15 protein-coding genes are annotated in these 21,590 nt (G+C 73.5%); 8 read left to right on the top strand and 7 right to left on the bottom strand.

Features of this window, described 5'->3' with window-relative positions; translation table 11 throughout:
* Positions 1-150 precede the first annotated feature (150 nt).
* The 8 genes from ACFVN3_RS18885 to ACFVN3_RS18850 all read left to right on the top strand — a co-directional run bounded on the left by ACFVN3_RS18885 (position 151) and on the right by ACFVN3_RS18850 (position 11,370).
* Positions 151-1,638 carry a CoA-acylating methylmalonate-semialdehyde dehydrogenase gene (locus ACFVN3_RS18885; protein ID WP_378234532.1) on the top strand — a complete coding sequence of 496 codons (1,488 nt, stop codon included), beginning with the start codon at positions 151-153 and terminating at the stop codon, positions 1,636-1,638.
* Positions 1,639-1,654: 16 nt separating this feature from the next.
* Entirely contained in the window at positions 1,655-3,070 is a 1,416-nt protein-coding gene (locus tag ACFVN3_RS18880) for an aspartate aminotransferase family protein (protein WP_378234519.1), read from the top strand.
* A gap of 76 nt (positions 3,071-3,146) precedes the next feature.
* Positions 3,147-3,983 (top strand): nitrilase-related carbon-nitrogen hydrolase, encoded by an 837-nt coding sequence (locus ACFVN3_RS18875; protein WP_378234518.1) that lies wholly within the window; start codon positions 3,147-3,149, stop codon positions 3,981-3,983.
* Between the two features lie 31 nt (positions 3,984-4,014).
* A complete protein-coding gene (gene hydA / locus ACFVN3_RS18870) occupies positions 4,015-5,451 on the top strand; it encodes a dihydropyrimidinase (protein WP_378234517.1) in 1,437 nt (478 codons plus the stop codon).
* A 25-nt stretch (positions 5,452-5,476) separates the two neighbouring features.
* The gene (locus ACFVN3_RS18865) at positions 5,477-6,547 is read left to right on the top strand and encodes a TIGR03842 family LLM class F420-dependent oxidoreductase (RefSeq protein ID WP_378234516.1); all 1,071 of its coding nucleotides are present in this window, start codon (positions 5,477-5,479) and stop codon (positions 6,545-6,547) included.
* Positions 6,548-6,729: 182 nt separating this feature from the next.
* Positions 6,730-8,052: a hypothetical protein gene (locus ACFVN3_RS18860; RefSeq protein WP_378234515.1), complete on the top strand. Its 1,323-nt coding sequence runs from the start codon at positions 6,730-6,732 to the stop codon at positions 8,050-8,052.
* Positions 8,049-10,934, top strand: a complete 2,886-nt coding sequence (locus tag ACFVN3_RS18855) for a multicopper oxidase domain-containing protein (RefSeq protein WP_378234514.1) — start codon at positions 8,049-8,051, stop codon at positions 10,932-10,934. The genes ACFVN3_RS18860 and ACFVN3_RS18855 overlap by 4 nt, the downstream gene beginning before the upstream one ends.
* 91 nt (positions 10,935-11,025) lie before the next feature.
* Positions 11,026-11,370, top strand: coding sequence for a DUF2249 domain-containing protein (locus ACFVN3_RS18850; protein ID WP_378234513.1), 345 nt, complete (start codon positions 11,026-11,028; stop codon positions 11,368-11,370).
* Positions 11,371-11,544: 174 nt separating this feature from the next.
* On the opposite strand, the gene narI is transcribed toward ACFVN3_RS18850, so the two are convergent.
* The 7 genes from narI to ACFVN3_RS18815 form a co-directional block, all read right to left on the bottom strand.
* The gene (gene narI / locus ACFVN3_RS18845; protein ID WP_378234512.1) at positions 11,545-12,279 is read right to left on the bottom strand and encodes a respiratory nitrate reductase subunit gamma; all 735 of its coding nucleotides are present in this window, start codon (positions 12,277-12,279) and stop codon (positions 11,545-11,547) included.
* Complete coding sequence (narJ, locus tag ACFVN3_RS18840; protein WP_378234511.1) at positions 12,276-12,974, bottom strand: nitrate reductase molybdenum cofactor assembly chaperone; 699 nt, start codon at positions 12,972-12,974, stop codon at positions 12,276-12,278. Before narJ ends, narI begins: the two co-directional genes overlap by 4 nt.
* Positions 12,971-14,617: a nitrate reductase subunit beta gene (gene narH, locus ACFVN3_RS18835; RefSeq protein ID WP_378234510.1), complete on the bottom strand. Its 1,647-nt coding sequence runs from the start codon at positions 14,615-14,617 to the stop codon at positions 12,971-12,973. Before narH ends, narJ begins: the two co-directional genes overlap by 4 nt.
* 115 nt (positions 14,618-14,732) lie before the next feature.
* Positions 14,733-18,485, bottom strand: coding sequence for a nitrate reductase subunit alpha (locus ACFVN3_RS18830; protein ID WP_378234509.1), 3,753 nt, complete (start codon positions 18,483-18,485; stop codon positions 14,733-14,735).
* A gap of 66 nt (positions 18,486-18,551) precedes the next feature.
* Positions 18,552-19,898 (bottom strand): MFS transporter, encoded by a 1,347-nt coding sequence (locus ACFVN3_RS18825; RefSeq protein WP_378234508.1) that lies wholly within the window; start codon positions 19,896-19,898, stop codon positions 18,552-18,554.
* A 119-nt stretch (positions 19,899-20,017) separates the two neighbouring features.
* Positions 20,018-20,791 (bottom strand): helix-turn-helix transcriptional regulator, encoded by a 774-nt coding sequence (locus tag ACFVN3_RS18820; RefSeq protein ID WP_378234507.1) that lies wholly within the window; start codon positions 20,789-20,791, stop codon positions 20,018-20,020.
* 91 nt (positions 20,792-20,882) lie between these two features.
* A complete protein-coding gene (locus ACFVN3_RS18815) occupies positions 20,883-21,422 on the bottom strand; it encodes an NUDIX hydrolase (RefSeq protein WP_064315888.1) in 540 nt (179 codons plus the stop codon).
* Positions 21,423-21,590: the final 168 nt, after the last annotated feature.

Here is a 21,590-nt window from a genome sequence, read left to right as displayed (position 1 = left end):
GAGGGATCGGCTGCGACGGCGCGCCACCACCTCGGCGCGCGAGGAGGCGAGGACGTGGAGACGACCGCTGGGATCTCCCCGCTCGCGGGGGACGCCACGAGCGCCCCGACCGCGACGGACGACGGGCAGGCGCGCGCCGGGCAGGCGCGCATCGGGCACTGGGTCGCGGGTCGCGCGCGGCTCGACGCGGAGCGGTACGGACCGGTCCACGACCCGGCGACGGGTGCGGTCACGGGGCGGGTGGCGCTCGCGTCCGCAGCCGACGTCGACGCCGCGGTCGCCGCGGCGCGGGACGCGTTCCCCGCGTGGCGCGCGACGAGCGTCTCGCGGCGCGTCGAGATCCTCTTCGCGTTCCACCAGCTCCTCGTCGACCACCGGGACGAGATCGCGGCGGTCGTGAGCGCCGAGCACGGCAAGGTGCTCTCCGACGCGGCGGGCGAGGTCGCCCGCGCGCTCGAGTGCGTCGAGTTCGCGTGCGGGATCGGCCAGCTCCTCAAGGGCGGGTACACCGAGCAGGCGTCGTCGGGCGTGGACGTCCACGAGGTGAAGCAGGCCCTCGGCGTCGTCGCGTGCATCACGCCGTTCAACTTTCCGGCCATGGTGCCGCTGTGGATGATCCCGAACGCGATCGCGTGCGGGAACACGGTCGTGCTCAAGCCGAGCGAGCGCGACCCCTCGGCGTCGCTGCTCGTCGCGCGGCTGCTCCAGGAGGCGGGCCTGCCCGACGGCGTGGTGAACGTCGTGCAGGGCGATCGCGTCGCGGTCGAGCGCCTGCTGGAGCACCCCGACGTCGAGGCCGTGAGCTTCGTCGGCTCGACGCCGGTCGCGCGCCACGTCTACGAGACGGGGACCCGGCACGGCAAGCGCGTCCAGGCCCTGGGCGGGGCGAAGAACCACATGGTCGTCCTGCCCGATGCCGACGTGGACGTCGCGGCCGACGCGGCGGTCTCCGCGGCGTACGGGTCCGCGGGCGAGCGGTGCATGGCCGTCTCCGTGCTCGTCGCCGTGGGCGCGGTCGCCGACCCCCTCGTCGAGGCGATCCGCGAGCGCGTGGCGCGCCTCGTCGTCGGGCCGGGCTCCGACCCGGCGTCGCAGATGGGCCCGCTCATCACGGCCGAGCACCGCGACCGGGTCGCGGCGCGCGTGGGAACCGCCGCCGAGGAGGGCGCGACGCTCGTCGTCGACGGGCGAGAGGCCCCGGCCGGTGCGGGAGATCTCGGCGCGGGGTTCTTCCTGCACCCCACGCTCGTCGACCACGTGCGTCCCGAGCACACGGTGTACCGCGACGAGATCTTCGGGCCGGTGCTGTCGGTCGTGCGCGCGGAGTCCTACGACGAGGCCGTCGGGCTCGTGAACGACAACCCGTACGGCAACGGCGCCGCGATCTTCACGCGCGACGGCGGCGCGGCGCGCGCGTTCGAGGTCGACGCCCGGGCGGGCATGATCGGTGTCAACGTCCCCATCCCCGTGCCGGTCGGCTACTACTCGTTCGGCGGCTGGAAGAGCTCGCTCTTCGGGGACCTGCACGTCTACGGGCCGGAGAGCGTGCAGTTCTACACGCGCACGAAGGTCGTCACGACGCGCTGGCCCGACCCGTCCACGGCGGGCGTCGACCTCGGCTTCCCCCGGACCCGGTGACGGGCAGGGGGCGACGATGACGACGCACCAGGAGGCCGTGCGAGGGGCCGAGCGGTCGCGCACGCGCGCCGACGACCGCTACGTCTTCCACTCGTGGTCCGCGCAGGGCGCGATCGACCCGCTGCCCGTCGCGGGCGGTGAGGGGGCGTGGTTCTGGGACGAGGACGGCAACCGCTACCTCGACTTCGCGTCCCAGCTCGTCAACCTCAACCTGGGCCACCAGCACCCGCGCCTCGTCGCGGCGCTCCAGGCGCAGGCCGGACGCCTCGCGACGGTCGGGCCGACGTTCGCCAACGACGTGCGGGGCGAGCTCGCGCGGCTCATCGCGGCTCGCGCGCCGGGCGCGCGGGCCGGTGGCTCGGCGGACGCGAACGGCGACGAACGACGGTGGCGCGTCTTCTTCACCAACGGAGGGGCCGACGCCGTCGAGAACGCGGTCCGGCTCGCGCGCCTGCACACCGGTCGCGCCAAGGTGCTCGCCGCGTACCGCTCGTACCACGGCAACACCACGACGGCGATCTCCCTCACGGGCGACCCCCGGCGCTGGCCCAACGAGGTCTCGCCCGACCCGCACGTGCGGCACTTCCTCGGCCCGTACGCGTACCGCTCGGCGTTCGGGGCCCACGACGACGCGGAGGAGGGCGTGCGCGCGCTCGCCCACCTGCGCGAGGTCGTGCAGCTCGAGGGGCCGGGGACGATCGCGGCGATCCTGCTCGAGACGATCGTCGGGACCAACGGCGTGCTCATCCCTCCCGACGGCTATCTCGAGGGCGTGCGCGCGCTGTGCGACGAGCACGGGATCCTCCTGGTGACCGACGAGGTCATGGTCGGGTTCGGCCGGGTCGGCGAGTGGTTCGCGGTGGACCGGTGGGGCGTCGTGCCCGACCTCGTGACCTTCGCCAAGGGCGTGAACTCGGGCTACGTGCCGCTGGGCGGCGTCGTCATCGGGGAGCACGTCGCGCGGACGTTCGACGACCGCGTCTTCCCCGGCGGCCTCACCTACTCCGGCCACCCGCTCGCGTGCGCCGTGGGGGTCGAGTCGATCCGCACGTTCGAGGACGACCAGATCCTGGAGCGGGTGCGGACGCTCGGCGCGGACGTCGTCGGGCCGCGGCTGCGCGAGATCGCGGGCCGGCACCCGAGCGTCGGCGAGGTCCGCGGGCTCGGGTTCTTCTGGGCGGTCGAGCTCGTGCGCGACCGGGAGACGCGCGAGCCGCTCGTCCCGTTCAACGCGAGCGGACCCGCTGCCGCTCCCATGGGCGCGGTCGTCGCGGCGATCAAGGAACGGGGCGTGTGGCCGTTCGTCCACTTCAACCGCCTGCACGTCGCCCCGCCGCTCGTCACGTCCGCCGACGACCTCGAGCACGGCCTCGCCGCGATCGACGCGGCGCTCGACGTCGCCGACGAGCAGGCCCAGGCGGTGCGGGCATGAGAAGGGCCCGGTCGTCGCCTCGAGACCAGGCCCTATTCACGCCCACAACAGGAGACCGGAGACCCGAGGAGGGTTCATGACCACCGTGCGTGCCGCGCTCACCCAGGTCCGCTGGACGGGCGACAAGGAGTCGATGATCGACGTCCACGAGAAGCACCTGCGCGACGCCGCCGACCAGGGCGCGCAGCTCGTGTGCTTCCAGGAGCTGTTCTACGGGCCGTACTTCTGCCAGGTGCAGGACGCCGCGTACTACGCCTACGCCGAGTCCGTCCCCGGCCCCACCGTCGAGCGCTTCTCGGCGCTCGCGGCCGAGCTGGGGACCGTCGTCGTGCTCCCCGTGTACGAGGAGGAGCAGCCGGGCGTGCTCTACAACACCGCGGCGGTGATCGACGCCGACGGGCGCTACCTCGGCAAGTACCGCAAGACCCACATCCCGCACGTGCGCGGGTTCTGGGAGAAGTTCTACTTCCGCCCTGGCAACCTGGGCTACCCGGTGTTCGACACCGCCGTCGGGCGCGTGGGCGTGTACATCTGCTACGACCGGCACTTCCCCGAGGGCTGGCGTGCGCTCGGCCTGAACGGCGCGGAGATCGTGCTCAACCCCAGCGCGACGAGCCGCGGGCTCTCCAACTACCTGTGGAAGCTCGAGCAGCCCGCGGCGGCGGTCGCCAACGAGTACTACGTCGGCGCGATCAACCGCGTGGGCGTCGAGGACCTGGGCGACGACGACTTCTACGGCACGTCGTACTTCGTCGACCCGGAGGGCGCGTTCGTCGGCGACCCCGCCGACGACCACGAGGAGGAGCTGATCGTGCGCGACCTCGACCTCGACCTGTTGCGCGTCGTGCGCGACCGGTGGCAGTTCTACCGCGACCGCCGCCCTGACGCCTACGACGACCTGACCCGACCGTGACCCGACACCCGCAGCACGAGGGGAGCACGCGATGCCGCACACGCTGATCCGGGGAGGGACCGTCGTCGGGCCCACGGGCTCGACGCTCGCCGACGTGCTGGTCGACGGCGAGCAGGTCGCCGCGCTGCTGCGACCCGGGGACACGAGCCTGGGCGCGGACCTCGCCGCGACCGCCGAGCGCGTGATCGACGCGACCGGGAAGTACGTGATCCCGGGTGCCGTGGACTGCCACACGCACATGGAGCTGCCTTTCGGCGGGACGAACGCGTCGGACACGTTCGAGACCGGGACGCGCGCCGCCGCCTGGGGCGGCACGACGACGATCGTCGACTTCGCCGTGCAGCGCACCGGGGAGCGGGTCCAGGACGGGCTCGCCGCGTGGCACGCGAAGGCGGACGGGCAGTGCGCGATCGACTACGGGTTCCACCAGATCCTCGGCGGCGTCGACGACGACTCGCTCAAGGCCATGGACGAACTCGTGACCGAGGGCATCACGAGCTTCAAGCTCTTCATGGCCTACCCGGGCGTGTTCTACAGCGACGACGGGCAGATCCTGCGCGCGATGCAGAAGGCGCGCGACAACGGGTCGGTGATCATGATGCACGCGGAGAACGGCATCGCGATCGACGTGCTCGTGCGAGAGGCGCTCGACCGCGGTGATACCTCGCCCTACTTCCACGGCACGAGCCGCCCGTGGGAGACCGAGGAGGAGGCGACGCACCGCGCGATCATGCTCGCGCGCCTCACGGGCGCACCGCTGTACGTGGTGCACATGTCCGCCAAGCAGGCCGTCGCGACGCTCGCGCAGGCCCGCGACGAGGGCTGGAACGTCTTCGGCGAGACGTGCCCGCAGTATCTCTACCTGTCACTTGAGGAGCAGCTCGGCGCCCGCAGCGACGAGTGGGGCGACTTCGAGGGTGCCAAGTGGGTGTGCTCGACGCCGCTGCGGTCGCGCGCCGAGGGCCACCAGGACGAGCTCTGGCGGTACCTGCGCACGGGCGACCTGTCCGTCGTGAGCACCGACCACTGCCCGTTCTGCATGAAGGAGCAGAAGGAGCTCGGGCGCGGCGACTTCTCGAAGATCCCCAACGGCATCGGCGGCGTGGAGCACCGTCTCGACCTGCTCTACCAGGGCGTCGTCGACGGGCGCATCACGCGCGAGCGCTGGGTCGAGCTGTGCTGCACGACGCCGGCCCGCATGTTCGGGCTCGACGGCCGCAAGGGCGTGCTCGCCCCGGGCGCGGACGCCGACGTCGTCGTCTACGACCCGGCGGGGCGCACCTCGATCGGGTACGGGAAGACGCACCACATGAACATGGACCACTCCGCGTGGGAGGGGTTCGAGGTCGCCGGGCACGTGGACGTCGTCATGTCGCGCGGGCGCGTGGTCGTCGAGGACGGCACGTACCACGGCAGCCCCGGGCACGGGCGGTTCCTGCGTCGCGGGCTGTCGGCGTACCTGCGCTGAGCGCGGGTCCGGATCGGAGGTGGGCATGGACCTCGGGGTGGTGCTGCAGAACGACCCGCCCGCGTGGCGGGTCGTCGATCTCGCGCGGCAGGCGGAGACGTACGGCTTCTCGCACGTGTGGACGTTCGACTCGCACCTGCTGTGGGAGGAGCCTTTCGTCGTCTACTCCCAGATCCTCGCGGCCACGCACCGGGTGACGGTCGGCCCCATGGTCACCAACCCCGCGACGCGCGACGTCACCGTCACCGCCTCGCTGTTCGCGACCCTCAACGAGATGTTCGGCAACCGGACGATCTGCGGCATCGGGCGGGGCGACTCGGCCGTGCGGGTGATCAACGGGCGGCCGGTGACGCTCGCCGAGCTGCGTGAGGCGATCGGCGTGATCCGCGGCCTCGCGTCGGGGGAGGCCGTCGAGTATCGCGGCTCGACGCTGCGCCTGCCGTGGAACCCCGACTCCCGGCTGCCGGTGTGGGTCGCGGCGTACGGGCCGAAGGCGCTCGCGCTCACGGGCGAGGTGGGCGACGGCTTCATCCTCCAGCTCGCCGACCCCGACGTCGTCGCCTGGTCCGTCGCCGCGGTGCGCGCCGCGGCCGAGCGCGCGGGTCGCGACCCGGACGCGGTGCGCATCTGCGTCGCCGCGCCCGCCTACGTGACGGGTACCGCGCCGTCGAACGGCGAGGCCGGACGCCGCGCGCTCGCGCACGCCTACGACCAGTGCCGGTGGTTCGGCGGGATGGTGGGCAACCACGTCGCCGAGATCGTCGCACGCTACGGGCCGGGCGGGTCGGAGGAGGGTGCCGGCGTGACGATCCCGCACGCGCTCACCGACTTCGTCGCGGGGCGCGAGGGCTACGACTACAACGAGCACGGGCGCGCGGGCAACACGCACACCGCGTTCGTCACCGACGAGATCGTCGACCGGTTCTGCCTCGTCGGACCGGCGGAACGGCACGTCGAGCGCCTGCGGGAGCTCGCCGCGCTCGGCGTCGACCAGTTCGCCGTCTACCTCCAGCACGACGCGAAGGACGAGACCCTGCGCGCCTACGGCGAGACGGTCGGCCCCGCGGTACGCGACCTCGCCCGGGCGCGCGAGTGAGCCGCCGCATACCCGCCCTGCGTTTCTCGTCCCGCGTGACCGCTGGCGTGACCCAGCCCGTGTGACCGGCGGCGCGCCCTGCCCACGTGGCTGCCGGCGTGACCCAGCCCACGTGACCGGCGCGCCCGGGCGGGACCTTCGGCCCTGTCCGGGCGTACCGCCGGATTCCTACGGTCGGGACCGTGGAAAACCCTCGGGGAGTGACGAGCCGGACGCCGTTCCGCGCGCTCCTCGTGCTGCCGGCCGGGGTCGCGCTGCTCACGGGGCTCGCGACCGGTCTCGCCCTGCTCGGGCTCCCGTCGCCGGTCCCCGCCGAGCGGATCCAGGACGCGCACGGCCTGCTCATGGTCCTCGGGTTCGTCGGCACGCTCGTCACGCTCGAGCGCGCCGTCGCGGTACGGCGCCCGCTCGCCTACCTCGCGCCCGCCGCGCTCGGCGTCGGCGCCCTCGCGCTCCTCTGGCCCGCGCCCCGCGTGGTCGGCCAAGGGCTCCTCGTCGCGGGGACGCTCGGGCTCGTCGCGATCTACGCCGTGGTGTGGCGGCGGCAGCCTGCCGTCGCGACGGCGATCCAGGCCGCGGGCGCCGTGCTCGCCGTCGGGGGTGCCGCGCTCTGGGCCGCAGGTGTCGCGGTGCCCGACCTGCTTCCGTGGCTCGTCGGGTTCGTCGCCTGGACCGTGCTCGGCGAGCGCGTCGAGCTCGCGCGGCTCGAGATCGACGCCCGGACCGAGCGCGCCGTCCTCGCCGGGGCGCTGGTCTACGTCGCCGCCGCGAGCCTCGCCCTGCTCGCGCCCGCACCCGGGTACGCGCTCGCCGGCGCGGCGCTCGCGGCGTCGGCCGTGGTCCTGCTGCGGCGCGACGTCGCGCGTCGCACCGTCCGCGCGTCCGGGCTGCCGCGCTTCGCCGCCGCAGCGATGCTCGCGGGGTACGCCTGGCTCGTCCTCGCGGGCGCCGCCTGGGTGTTCCTCGCGGCCGGCGCCGGTCCCTCCGGCCTCGGCCCCGCGGTGACGCTGCGCTCGGGGACGACGTACGACGCCGTCGTGCACGCCGTGTTCCTCGGGTTCGGGCTGTCGATGATCATGGCGCACGCGCCGCTCATCCTCCCGGCCGTCCTGCGCCGCCCGCTCCCGTACCGCGCCGCGATGTGGGCGCCGCTCGCGCTGCTGCACGTGTCGCTCGCCGTCCGGGTCGTCGCCGACCTCGCGGGCGACGGGCCCGCCGCGGTCATGGCCGTCCGCGTCGGCGGCGCGGGGAACGTCCTTGCCGTCCTCGGGTTCGTCGGGGTCGCGGTCTGGTCGGCGCTGCGCGGGGGCCGTGCGGCCGGAGGGTCGCGCGTGGACGCGCGCGCCGACCAGGGTTCTCCCTCGGCCGACCAGGGCTCTACCTCGGCCGACCAGGGTTCTACCTCGACGGACCAGGGCTCTACCTCGCGTGATCAGGGTTCTCCCTCGGCCGACCTGGGCTCTCCCTCGGCAGCCGCCGCACTCCCGATCGTCTCCGGAAGGTGACCGTGCCCGCCTCGCCCGAGCGACCCTCGCTCCTGACCGCCCGACCCGCTGGACCGCTGCCCGGGACGCAGAAGGTCGGGGGTACCGCACGGAACCTGTGGCTCCATGCCCTCGTCCTCGGCTGGTTCGTCGCGGAGGCGGTGCTTGTCGTCGTGCACCGGTTCGTGCCCGAGGCCGTGTGGCTCATGGTCCACGTGCTCATGCTCGGTGCCGTGAGCACGGCCATCCTCGTGTGGAGCCAGCACTTCGCCGACACGATGCTGCGTCGCCAGGCACCGGGCGGGCGCCCGCTGCACGTCGCGCGACTCGCCGCGCACACGGTCGGCGCGCTGCTCGTCGTCGCGGGGCTGCTGACCGACGTCTGGTCGCTCGTGGTCGCGGGCGGGGTGCTCGTGGGCGCGGGGGCGCTCACGCACGCGACCGTGCTCGTGCTCCAGGGCCGGGGCGCGCTGCCGTCGCGCTTCGGTCGGCTCGTCCGCTACTACGTGGTCGCTGCCGCATGCCTGCCCGTCGGCGTGACGCTCGGCGTCCTCATGGCCCGCGGCGGCGCGGGGACGGAGGCGTACGGCCGCCTGTACGTGGCGCACGTGACGCTCAACGTCCTCGGGTGGGTGGGCCTCACCGTGCTGGGCACGCTCGTGCTGCTGTGGCCGACCGTGCTGCGCACGCGCATCGAGCCCGACGCCGACGTCGCGGCCCGCCGCGCGCTGCCCGTCCTCGCCGCCGGGATCCTGCTCGTCGTCGCGGCGTGCGCGGTCGGCTGGCGGCCCGTCGTCGCGGCCGGCGCGGCCGTCGTGCTCGGCGGTGTCCTGCTGGTCGGGCGGCATCTCGCGTCGCAGGGTCGGGCCGCGCAGCGCGGCGCCTGGGGGTTCGCCGCGTGGAGCCTCGCCGCGTCCGTCGGGTGGTTCGCCGGGAGCGTGGCCGCGTTCGGGATCCAGGTCGCCGCGGCGCCGTCGTGGGCCGCGGCGCAGGACGCGATCGGCGGGCTGCTGCTCCCGTTCGTCGTCGGGTTCGCGGCGCAGGTGCTCCTCGGCGCCCTCACCTACCTCGTCCCCGTCGTGCTCGGCGGCGGCCCGGCGCGACGCCGCCGCACCGAGGCCGTCGTCGGGGCGGGTGGCGCGTACCGCGTGCTCGTCGCGAACGGCGGCCTCGCGCTGTACCTCCTGCCGCTGCCGTCGTGGGTGCGGGTCGGCCTGTCGCTCGTCGTCTTCGCGACCTTCCTCGCCTTCCTCGTGCTGGCGCTGCGCGCCGTGTTCGTCTCGCGGGGCGACGCGGTCACGCGGGGCGACGCGGTCTCGGGGGACGACGCGTCCCTGCCGGCGGCCGCGCCGTCCCCGGCCCGGCCGCCCGTCCCAGGTGCAGCGAGCCTCACGACGGCCGCTCCGCCGTTGGGCACGCGCCGCGGCGACGCCGCACGCGCCGTCGCCGCCCGCCGTGACGCGCAGGCGCGTCGGCCGCTCGCGGGCGCGGTGACGGCCGCCGTCGCGACGCTCGCGCTCGCCGTCGTGGGCGGCGTCGCGGCCGACCCGGTCGCGGCCGGTGTCGGGTCCGGTGTCGTGGGGGGTGGCGCCGTCGCCGGGACCGGAGGGGCCGGCGTGCCGGTCGCGGCGACCGGCCGCACGACGACCGTGCAGGTCGAGGCCGCCGACATGCGGTTCGTCCCGGACACGATCACCGTGCCCGCGGGCGACCGGCTCGTCGTCGAGCTCACCAACACCGACGACGACGTGCACGACCTCGTCCTCGAGGACGGCACGACGTCGGGCCGCGTCGCACCGGGGGAGACCGTCACGGTCGACGTCGGAGTCGTGGGCGGCGACCTCGACGGCTGGTGCTCCGTGGCCGGGCACCGGCTCATGGGCATGACGCTCACGATCGACGCCGAGGGCACCGGCTCGGAGGGGTCCGGCGGGACGCTCGCGGCGGGCGACGGCACCGACGCGCACCACGGGCACACGAGCGCGGGCTCGGGCGAGGAAGACTCGCTGGCCGCGTCCGACGTCGACCTCATGACGCACCCGGGCGACGGGTTCACCGCGCGCGACGCGACCCTCGCACCGGCCGAGATCGACCCCGCGGGCGAGCCCGTCGTGCACCGCCGCACCCTCACCGTGACGGAGACGGTGCAGGAGGTGGCACCCGGCGTCGAGCAGACGGTGTGGACCTTCGGCGGGACCGCGCCCGGGCCCGTGCTGCGGGGGAAGATCGGCGACGTCTTCGAGATCACGCTCGTCAACGACGGGACGATCGGGCACTCCGTCGACTTCCACGCCGGCGCGCTCGCACCGGACGAGCCGATGCGGACCATCGCGCCGGGCGAGTCGCTCGTCTACCGCTTCACGGCGACCCGGGCGGGGATCTGGATGTACCACTGCTCGACGATGCCCATGTCGCTGCACATCGCGAACGGGATGTTCGGCGCGGTGGTCGTCGACCCGCCGGACCTCGCCCCCGTGGACCGCGAGTACGTCGTCGTGCAGTCCGAGCTCTACCTGGGTGCGCAGGGCGCGTCCGCCGACGACGCGAAGGTCGCGGCCGCCGAGCCCGACCTGCTCGCGTTCAACGGCTACGCGAACCAGTACCGGTACGACCCCCTCGACGCCCGCATCGGCGAGCGCGTGCGCGTGTGGGTGCTCGACGCCGGGCCGAACCGCCCGAGCGCGTTCCACGTCGTCGGCGGCCAGTTCGACACGGTCTACCACGAGGGCGCGTACTCGCTCCCGGCCGGCACGGCGGGCGGCAGCCAGGTGCTCGGCCTCCTGCCCGCGCAGGGCGGGTTCGTCGAGCTCGCGTTCCCCGAGGCCGGGACCTACCCGTTCGTCACGCACGCCATGTCCGACGCCGAGCGCGGCGCGTCGGGGGCGTTCGCCGTGGCGCCCTGACCGGTCCCGCCCGCCGGCGCGGTCGTCCACGCCGGCGGGCCCCGAACCCAGCACCCCACCCGGCGCTCGCGCCACGACCAGGAGGACCACCATGGCAGCAGAACCGATCGAGATCACGGAGCCCCCGCACCACGAGGCCGTGCACGGGGAAGGGCCCGAGGAGGGGCACACCTGCGGGTGCGCGCACGACGACGCCGAGATCGTCCTCGACGTCCGCACGATCCCGCACGCGGTGCGACACGGCGTCGTCTTCGGGGCGCTCGAGGCGCTCGCGCCCGGGGACGGGCTCGTCCTCGTCGCGCCGCACGACCCGCTCCCGCTGCTCGCACAGCTCGAGGGGCGCGAGCCCGGCGCGTTCGACCGCGAGTACCTGTCGCGCGAGGCGACCGAGGTAAGCCTCCGCCTCACGCGGCGGCCCGTGCCCGCGCAGGGCTGAGAACCCGGGCCGGCTCGACCGGCCCGGGACGGCACGACGCCCGGCGGCACGGGGATGGCCGCCGGGCGTCGTCGCGCGCTCACGGGATCGAGCGATGCGTCGTCGCCCGAGCGCTGCGTGTCGGGACGCCGCACCCGGGCGCGGATGCATCGCTCGGGCGAGGACGCTCCTCGTCTAGGGGGCCGTCGGGGGTTCCCAGCCGCGGCGCGGGGCGCGCGACGTCGTCGCGACGGCGCGGCGCCGGTAGACGACGTACGGCCGCGTGAGGTAGCCGAGCGGCGCGGAGAACACGTGCACGAGGCGGGTGAACGGCCACAGCGCGAACAACGCCAGGCCGCACAGGACGTGGAGCTGGAACGCGAGCGGGACGTCGGCCATGAGCGACGGGTCCGGCTGGAACGTGAGCAGCGACCGGAACCACGGCGAGATCGAACCGCGGTAGTCGTACCCGCCGCCGAAGATCTGGTGCTGCACCGTCGCGAGCGTGCCGAACCCGATCGCGGCGCCCAGCACGACGTACATGAGCTTGTCCGTGCGCGTGGTCACGCGGAACACGGCGCCAGAGAGCCTCCGGCGCAGGACGAGGATCACGAGCCCGACGACGGTGAGGATGGCCGCGAACGTCCCGGCGATCGTCGCGACGAGGTGGTAGGCGTGCTCGTCGACGCCGACGGCCTCGAGCCACGGGCGGGGCACGAGGATGCCGACGACGTGGCCGACGATGACCATGAGGATGCCGACGTGGAAGAGCGGCGAGCCGAGGCGGAGCCAGCGGTTCTCGTAGAGCTGCGACGAGCGCGTCGTCCAGCCGAACTGGTCGTAGCGGTACCGCCACACGTGGCCGACGACGAACACCGCCGCGACCGCGTAGGGGACGGCGACCCACAGCAGGACGTCGAGCGGGCTCATCGTCGGGTCTCCTCGGTCAGGCTCGGGATCGTGGCGAACGGCGTGAGGTGGGACAGGTCGCTCAGGCCGACGAGCTCGGTGGGCGGTCCCGCGGCGACGAGGTCGCGGAAGCGCGCGGCCGTCTCCGACTGCAGCGCGGGCAGCGTCGCGACGAGCGCGGCGACGACGTGCGCGTACGGGCTGCCGACGGTCTCGAGCGCGGCGCGCAGGACCTCGATGCCGTCGCGGTGCGCGTCGAGCACCATGCCGGCGATCTTGCCGTCGGTCCGCGCGGAGAGCTCGAGCACCGTGGGCAGGTGGTCGGGCAGCTCCGAGCCGTCCGTCTCCCAGCCGGCGGCGCGGAACGCCTCGACGAACGTGACGAGCGCCGCGCCGCGCTTCCGGGTGTCCCCGGCCGCGTAGTACGACAGGTAGAGCGAGCACCGGCGCTTGAGGTCGAACGTCGTGACGTAGGCGGCCTGGAGCTCACGGAGGGGCACGGACGCCGTGGCGTCGAGGAACGCGCGCAGCGGCCGCCGCACGTCCGGGGGCAGCCCGGCGACGACGTCCTCGACGTCCGCCCGGTGGGCGGCGGTCTCCGCGGTGGGGTAGTCGAGCAGGAGCGAGATCACCGTGTGCGCGGCTCGGCGCTGGTCGTCCGGCAGGGGACCGGCCGATGCCGGGGTCGCCGGCCGGGACCGGGCCGCGCGCCTCATGCCGCACCCCCTGAGGGCTCGGGGCCGCCCGCCGGTCGCGACGGCGGGAAGAGCCCGCCCGGCGCACCGGCGCCGTCCCAGTTGAGGAGGTTGACCCGGCCCGACGTGGACGGGGTGTAGGGGCTGCTCGCCCGTTCCTCCGCGCCGACCGCGTGGAAGGACTCGCCCGTCGTCGGCCCCGCGCCGCCCATCCCCGGTCCGCCGTCGTAGTCGAGGGAGCAGGAGAGCTCGTCGAGCTCGCGGGCGATCTCGGTGTGGGCGGTGGGGATGACGTAGCGGTCTTCGTACTTGGCGATGGCCAGGAGGCGGTACATGTCCTGGATCTGGGTGCCGGTCATGCCGACGGCGGCGGCGGTGCGTTCGTCGGGTTCGCGGTCGAGGTTGAGGTCGCGCATGTAGGAGCGCATGGCGGCCAGGCGGCGTAGGACCTTCTCGACGGGGGCGGTGTCGCCGGCGGTGAACAGTCCGGCGAGGTACTCGAGGGGGATGCGCAGCTGGGAGATGGCGGCGAACAGGGTGCGTCCGTCTTCGCCGTCGTTGCCCGACGCGGTGATGACGTCGACGACGGGGGACAGGGGTGGGATGTACCAGACCATGGGCAGGGTGCGGTACTCGGGGTGCAGGGGCAGGGCGACCTCGTAGCGGGTGATGAGGTCCCAGATGGGGGAGTTCTGGGCGGCGGTGATCCAGTCCTCGGGGATGCCCTCTTGTCGTGCGGCGGCGATGACCTGGGGGTCGTTCGGGTCGAGGAAGACGGCGCGTTGGGAGGCCAGGAGCTCGTGCTCGTCCTGGACGGACGCGGCGGCGGTGACCTTGTCGGCGTCGTAGAGGACGAGGCCGAGGTAGCGCAGGCGTCCGACGCAGGTCTCGGAGCACACGGTGGGTAGGCCGACCTCGATGCGGGGGTAGCACAGGGTGCATTTCTCGGCCTTGCCGGTCTTGTGGTTGAAGTAGACCTTCTTGTAGGGGCAGCCGGTGACGCACATGCGCCAGCCGCGGCACTGGTCCTGGTCCACCAGGACGATGCCGTCCTCGGCCCGCTTGTACATGGCCCCGGACGGGCAGGACGCGACGCAGGCGGGGTTGAGGCAGTGCTCGCAGATGCGGGGCAGGTAGAACATGAAGGTCTTGTCGAGCTCGGTCGCGACGTGCTCGGACATGTGTTGCAGGATCGGGTCCTGGTCCATGGTGGCGGTGGACCCGGCGAGGTCGTCGTCCCAGTTCGCCGACCAGGAGATGTTCATGTCCTTGCCCGTGAGCAGCGACTTCGGGCGGGCGACCGGGGTGTGGGCGCCCTGGGGGGCGGACAGCAGCATGTCGTACTCATAGGTCCACGGTTCGTAGTAGTCGTGGATGGAGGGCAGGACGGGGTTGGAGAAGATCGTGGCGAGCTTCTTTAGCCGCCCGCCGGCGCGGAGCTTGAGCTTGCCCTTCTTGGTGCGCACCCAGCCGCCCTGCCACCGGTCCTGGTCCTGGTAGGTGCGGGGGTACCCCAGGCCGGGGCGGGTCTCGACGTTGTTGAACCACACGTACTCGACCCCGGTGCGGTTCGTCCAGGCCTGCTTGCACGTGACCGAGCACGTGTGACACCCGATGCACTTGTCCAGGTTCATCACCATCGACATCTGCGCCATGACCTTCACCGGACGTCACGCTCCACTCCGATACCCAGGTCACGCTCCGCTGCGGACTCGTTCCTCGCCCTTCGCGTCGCTGTTCCGCACTCGTCCATGCCGATGCGCGTCGCCGTTCCAGACATCAGTAGGTCACCTCCTGAGAACGACGACGGATCACCGTGACCTCGTCACGCTGGTTGCCCGTCGGGCCGATGTAGTTGAAGCCGTACGAGAGCTGCGCGTAGCCGCCGATGAGGTGGGTCGGCTTGAGCAGCACGCGGGTCAGGGAGTTGTGGATGCCCCCGCGGAGGCCGGACGTCTCCGACCGCGGCACGTCCACGGTCCGGTCCTTCGCGTGGTACATGAAGACCGTGCCCTCAGGCATGCGGTGCGAGACGACGGCCCGCGCGACCACGACGCCGTTGCGGTTGTAGGACTCGATCCAGTCGTTGTCCGCGACGCCGATCTTCTCCGCGTCCTGCGGGCTCATCCAGATCGTGGGGCCGCCCCGCGAGAGCGACAGCATGAAGAGGTTGTCCTGGTACTCGGAGTGGATCGACCACTTCGAGTGCGGGGTCAGGTACCGCACGGCGACCTCCGCGTAGCCCTCCGACCCGTGCGCGCCCGTGGGGGACGTGTCGCCGACGCGCGAGTCGCCGAACAGGCGGTGCATGTCGAGCGGCGGCCGGTAGACGGGGAGCTGCTCGCCGAGCTCGGTCATCCAGTCGTGGTCGAGGAAGAAGTGCTGGCGGCCGGTGAGCGTGTGCCACGGCTTGAGCCGCTCCACGTTGATGACGAAGGCGCTGTAGCGCCGCCCGCCGTGCTCGGAGCCGGACCACTCGGGAGAGGTGATGACCGCCGTCGGGCGCGACTGCACGTCCGGGAACGTGATGCGCTTGCCCTGCTCGTCCCGCGCGAGGTCGGCCAGGCGCTGTCCCGTACGACGCTCCAGGTCCTCGAACCCCTGCACCGCGAGCCGGCCGTTCGTCGTCCCCGAGAGCGCGAGGATCATCTCGCACACGTGGGTGTCCCGGTCCAGGCGCGGGCGCCCCGCCGTCGGGCCGTCGGCGACGACGCCGTTCGCGACGGCGAGCCGCTCGACCTCCGGCGTGGGGTCGAACGCGACGCCCTTGGTGACCATGCCCGCCTTCTGGGTGAGCGGGCCCAGGGCGGCGAGCCGGTCGGCGAACGCCGGGTAGTCGCGCTCGACGACGACGAGCTTGGACATGGTCACCCCGGGCACGAGCTCGCCCTGCGGCAGGACCTCACCGTGGGGCGTGGCCATGGCGTCCGGGGTGTCGTGCGCGAGGGGGACGGCCACGACGTCCTTGCGCACGCCCAGGTGCGTCACCGACAGCTCGGAGATGCGCCGGGCGATCGTGTGGAAGATGTCGAAGTCCGTGCGCGTCTGCCACGGGGGACTGATCGCCGGGTTGAACGAGTGCACGAACGGGTGCATGTCCGTCGAGGACAGGTCGTGCTTCTCGTACCAGGTCGCGGCCGGCAGCACGACGTCGGAGAACAGCGTCGTCGACGTCATCCGGAAGTCGGCGGTGACGAGCAGGTCGAGCTTCCCCCGGGGCGCCTCGTCGTGCCACGCGATGTCCCGCGGGCGGCGGTCCGGCCCGGACTCGGGCGCGCGCACCGCGGCGTCGGTCCCTAGCAGGTGCTTGAGGAAGTACTCGTTGCCCTTGCCCGACGACCCGAGCAGGTTCGCGCGCCAGACGGTGAGGACGCGCGGGAAGTTCGCCGGGTCGTCGGGGTCGGCGCACGCGTAGTCGAGCTCGCCCGAGGAGAGCTGGTCGACGACGTGGCGCACCGGGTCCGTGCCCGCGGCCTCCGCCTCGTCCACCAGGTCGAGGGGGTTGCGGTCGAACGTCGGGTAGCTCGGTGTCCAGCCGCGACGGACGGACTCCACCAGCGTGTCCGCCGTCGTACGGCCCGCGAGCTTCCCCGGCGCCAGCGAGGACGCGAGCGCGTCCGCGGGCAGGCCGTCGTAGCGCCACTGGTCCGTCGCGAGGTACCAGAACGCCGTGCTGATCATGAGACGCGGAGGGCGGACCCAGTCGAGCGCGTTGGCGTACTGCTGGAAGCCCGTGATCGGGCGGACCTTCTCCTGCCCCACGTAGTGCGCCCAGCCGCCGCCGTTCACGCCCTGGCAGCCGGTCATGGTCACGAGCGCGAGGAACGTGCGGTAGATCGTGTCGGAGTGGAACCAGTGGTTGGTGCCTGCGCCCATGATGATCATCGACCGGCCGCCCGAGTCGAGCGCGTTCTGCGCGAACTCCCGCCCGATGCGCGCCGCCGCGGCGGCGGGCACGCCGGTGATCTCCTCCTGCCACGCCGGGGTGCCCGGCGTCGCGGGGTCGTCGTAGCCCGTCGGCCACGTGCCCGGCAGGCCGAGGTCGGGGCGGTCCACGCCGTACTGCGCGAGCAGCAGGTCGTAGACCGTCGTCACGAGGTGCTCGCCCACGCGGTGCGCCGGCACGCCGCGCCGCACCGAGCCCGCGCCGCCCTGGTGCTCGGCGCCCTCCGCAGGGGCGAGGTCGAACCGGGGAAGGTCGACGGCGACCGGTGCGTCCGACGTACCGCCCGTCAGGTCCGCGACCGACAGCGCGGGTTCGACGCCCTCGAGGTCGAGGTTCCAGCGCCCCGGGTCGCCGTAGCGGTGACCGAGCGACCCGTTGGGGACGACGACGTCGCCCTCGCGGGACAGGATCACCGTCTTCGACGCCGCGTTCGCGGCACCGGCCTGGTCGGCGGCGGTCGTCCCGGCGAGCCGGTCCGCCGTGAGGAAGCGCCCGGGTACGTAGGCGTCGCCGCGCCGCTCGAGCGTCACGAGGTACGGCGCGTCCGTGAACCGGGCCATGTAGTCGAGGAACCGCGGGGCACGGTCGCGCACGTGGAACTCGGAGAGGATGACGTGACCCATGGCCTGGGCGAGGGCGCCGTCGGTGCCGGGGTGCGGCGCGAGCCACTCGTCGGCGAACTTGGTGTTGTCCGCGTAGTCGGGCGACACGGTCACGACCTTCTGGCCGCGGTACCGCGCCTCCGCCATGAAGTGGGCGTCCGGTGTGCGGGTGACCGGGACGTTGGAGCCCCACATGATGCAGTAGGTGGAGTTCCACCAGTCGGCGGACTCGGGCACGTCGGTCTGGTCGCCGAACACCTGCGGCGAGGCGACGGGCAGGTCGGCGTACCAGTCGTAGAACGACAGCATGCTCCCGCCCAGGAGCTGGACGAACCGGGACCCCACCCCGTGGGAGACCATCGACATCGCCGGGATCGGGGAGAAACCGGCGACGCGGTCGGGGCCGTAGGTCTTGATGGTGTGCACGTGGGCGGCGGCGACGATCTCGGCCGCCTCGTCCCAGGTCGCGCGCACGAGACCGCCCTTGCCGCGCGCGCTCTTGTAGGCACGGGCCGACTCCGGGTCGGAGGTGACCTTCGCCCAGGCGAGCACCGGATCCCCACCCACGTCGTCCTTCGCCTGCCGGTACAGGTCGAGCAGGGCGCCGCGGACGTAGGGGTAGCGCACGCGGGTGGGGGAGTAGGTGTACCAGGAGAACGCGGCGCCGCGGGGGCAGCCGCGGGGTTCGTACTCGGGGGAGTCGGGGCCGACGGAGGGGTAGTCGGTCTGCTGGGTCTCCCAGGTGATGATGCCGTCCTTGACGTAGACCTTCCAGGAGCAGGACCCGGTGCAGTTGACGCCGTGGGTGGAGCGCACGACCTTGTCGTGGGACCAGCGGTCGCGGTAGAACACGTCGCCCTGGCGTCCGCCGGTCAGGAACACCTGCCGCAGGTCGTCCGACACCTTCCCCCGCCGCAGGCGGCTGCCCAGGCGCAGCAGGGTGTCCGCAGGGTCGCGGGGGGTGCGCTCGTCGGGTGGGGGCACGACAGCTCCTCGGTTCTCAGGGTCGACGTCTCAGGATCGACAGCGGGCGACGTGTCGACGGCTCGGTCAGGAGGGGTTCGGGGCGCCCGGCCGGGCGTAGAAGTGCCACGTGAGCCACGTGCACAGGGCGAAGAACACGGCGCACCCGATGAAGAACGAGCGCGCGGGGACGAGCGACAGGCCGATGCCGACGAGGAACGGGCCGAACGCGGCGATCGAGGCGGTCCAGCCGATGACCCCGCCCGCCTGGCGGCGCGGGAAGATCATCGGCATCTGCTTGAAGGTCCCGGCGTTGCCGATGCCGGCGAAGGTGAACACCGCGAGCATCCCCGCGAGGAACCAGCCGAACTGCCCGACGTCGTGCGGGTCGAGGAAGAACAGCGAGAACACGGTCGAGACGGTCATGCCGATCCCGGCCACGAGGGTCCAGATCGCGCCGCCGAACCGGTCGCACAGCGGCCCGAACCCGGCGCGCGCGGCCGAGCCGAGCAGCGGGCCGAGGAACGCGTAGCGCAGCGGGTCGGGCGCGTTCGCGAACCCGCCGTACTGCGCGACGATGAGCAGCCCGAGCTGCGCCGCGAAACCGCTGAACGCCCCGAAGGTCATGAGGTAGATCGCCGTCATGATCCACGTGTGCTTGTTGCCGAAGATGTCGAGCTGCTCGCGGAGGTTCGCGCTCACCGGCACGCGGCGCAGGTAGAGGCCGGCGAGCACCGCCCCGAGCACGGTCCACGGCACGAGCACGAGCCCCGCGTTGTGCAGCCACAGGTGGCTGCCGGTCGCCGTCTGCTGGGGCGTGAGGACCGCCGTGCCCAGGAGACCGAAGCCGACGACCCACGGCGTGAGGAACTGGATGAGGCTCACGCCGAAGTTGCCGATCCCGGCCTGGAGACCGAGCGCTGTCCCCGCCATGCGCTTGGGGAAGAAGTAGCTCGTCGACGGCATGAACCCGGAGAACGCGCCGCCGCCGATCCCCGCGGCGACCGCGAGCAGCAGGAGCACCGAGTAGGGCGTGCTCGCGTCGCGGACGGCGAACGTCCAGCCGAGCATCGGCAGGAGGATGAGCGTCGCCGTGCCGCCCACGAGCGTCCTGGTGCCGACGACGGGCGGCAGGAACATGTAGACCATGCGGAACAGCCCGCCGGCGAGGCCCGGGACGGCCGTGAGCCAGTAGAGCTGCGCCGTCGTGAGGTCGAAGCCGACGTCGTTGAGCCGGGGCGCGACCGCGCTCACGAGGTACCACGCGCAGAACGCGAGCGTGAGGTTGTACGTCGTGATCCACAGCGTGCGCCACGCGAACCGGCGGTCCCAGCGGGACTCGTCCTCGGGGTCCCACGTCGACAGGTCCACGCTCGACGGCGTGCGCACCGCCCGCAGCAGCGAGGGGGGCCTGGTGGTGGCTGGGGCGGTCATGTCGTCCTCCCGTCGTCGCAGGTCACGACCACCGTCGTCGTGACGCCGGGTCCGTACCCGGTGCGCCGTCAGCATGACCCGACGGTCGGGAGCCGCGGCGGGCCGCGGACCGTGAAAAATCAGCTCGCGCGCGAGAGCTGCAGCACGCAGTGGTGCGGTTCGACGAACGGCAGCAGCCGTTCGGCGCGCACCGGACCGCCGACGCCCGCGAGCACGCCCTGGACCAGTCCGAGGTGCACAGCGCACAGGACGTCCTCGCGCTCGGCGGCGAGGGCGAGGAACGGGCACCGGTAGAGGTGGACGCGCATCGTGCCGCGGTCGAGCTCGGGGTCGAGCCCGAGCTGGTGCAGGTGGTCGTCGAGCGCGGCGAGCTGGTTCTCGGGAGTGGGCTCGGGGGCCTCCTGGCCCGCGGTCCGCAGCACGTCGACGAGCCGGCGCCCCGCCGCGCGCGCCGGTCCCGCGAGGTCGCCGGGTCCACGCCGGGACGGTCCGGTGGCCCCGGCCGGGTCGTCGCCGCGCCGGTCCTGCGCGGGGAGGACGTCCGCGGCGTCCTGGGCGTCGTCGTACCCGAGCACCGCGCGCGCGAGCGCGGCCCGGACGATCGACTCCCCGAGGCGCCGCGTCGCGCCGTCGTCCTGCGGGGGGTGCTCGCCCACGATCGCCTCGTAGAAGATGCGGGGCCGCCCGCGCGTCGTGCGGACCTCGGGCGCGCCACGCACGAAGCCCGCGTCCGTCAGCCGCTGAAGGTGCTCCCGGGTCGCGCTCGGGCACAGCGCGGCCTCGCGCGAGAGGTCCGCGAGCGTCATCGGCCCTCGCTCCTGCAGCGCGTGCAGGAGCGTCAGCCTGCTCGCGGAGGCGAGGGCGCGGTAGGTGGTCGACGTGTCCTCGGGCACGACGCCATCGTGCCCCGGCCCACCGGCGCCTGACCGGTCCCGGGACCGGTCAGGCGCCGATCGGTGACGAAGGTCCCGCGCGCGCGGGCCGTCAGGCCCCGGTCGTGCCGTGGTCGAGCGTCGCGCGCAGGCCGGGCCAGGCGTCCGCGAACGCGGGCAGCAGGTCCAGGGACGCGACGTCGTCGACCGGCACCCAGCGCACCTCGACGCTCTCCGCGTCGGTCGCGCGCGGCTCGAATGTCGCGCCGTCGGCCACCTCGGCCAGCACGGTCGTGTACCGCCACGGACCGTGGTCGAGCACGTGCTCGCCGAGGACACGCACGTGCCCGGGCTCGACGCCCGCCTCCTCCCGGGCCTCGCGGAGCGCGCCCTGCGCGGGCGTCTCGTCCGGTCCGACGGCGCCGCCCGGCACGCCCCACGTCCCGCCCTGGTCGGACCACGGGGCGCGGTGCTGCAGCACGACGTCGGTCAGCCGCCCCTCGCCGTCGCGTCGCCCGAGCAGGAGCCCCGCCGCACCGAACAGGCCCCAGTGCCGGCGCCCGCACTCGCACTCGACCCAGCCGTCCCCGGGCTGGAGGTGGCGGGGGAGCCGCGGGGGTGGCTCGCCGGGGTCGCGCGGCGCGGTGGGGATCGTCACGGGCCCATGCTGCCAGGCCTGCCGAGGTGCTCGGTGCGGGGTCCGGGGCGGCGTACGGCCAGGACCCGGTGCGGGTGCCCGGAGAGGTTGCCCGGGTGGACGACCGCACCGCGTACGCTTCTCCGCTTGTGAGCAGGCTCGGAGAGATCGTCGCGCCCCGGC

It is taken from the genome of Cellulosimicrobium sp. NPDC057862 (genome assembly GCF_042797035.1).
Taxonomy (GTDB): domain Bacteria; phylum Actinomycetota; class Actinomycetes; order Actinomycetales; family Cellulomonadaceae; genus Cellulosimicrobium.
The sequence above is the reverse complement of the archived record's forward strand: the minus strand, read 5'-3'. Positions and strand labels throughout refer to the sequence as shown.

Bases quoted from the DNA above. Each gene is read 5' to 3' on its own strand.
- hydA (WP_378234517.1), top strand. From the start codon at position 4,015: ATGCCGCACACGCTGATCCGGGGAGGGACCGTCGTCGGGCCCACGGGC.
- ACFVN3_RS18865 (WP_378234516.1), top strand. From the start codon at position 5,477: ATGGACCTCGGGGTGGTGCTGCAGAACGACCCGCCCGCGTGGCGGGTC.
- ACFVN3_RS18825 (WP_378234508.1), bottom strand. From the start codon at position 19,898: ATGACCGCCCCAGCCACCACCAGGCCCCCCTCGCTGCTGCGGGCGGTG.
- ACFVN3_RS18880 (WP_378234519.1), top strand. From the start codon at position 1,655: ATGACGACGCACCAGGAGGCCGTGCGAGGGGCCGAGCGGTCGCGCACG.
- narJ (WP_378234511.1), bottom strand. From the start codon at position 12,974: ATGAGGCGCGCGGCCCGGTCCCGGCCGGCGACCCCGGCATCGGCCGGT.
- narI (WP_378234512.1), bottom strand. From the start codon at position 12,279: ATGAGCCCGCTCGACGTCCTGCTGTGGGTCGCCGTCCCCTACGCGGTC.
- ACFVN3_RS18875 (WP_378234518.1), top strand. From the start codon at position 3,147: ATGACCACCGTGCGTGCCGCGCTCACCCAGGTCCGCTGGACGGGCGAC.
- ACFVN3_RS18850 (WP_378234513.1), top strand. From the start codon at position 11,026: ATGGCAGCAGAACCGATCGAGATCACGGAGCCCCCGCACCACGAGGCC.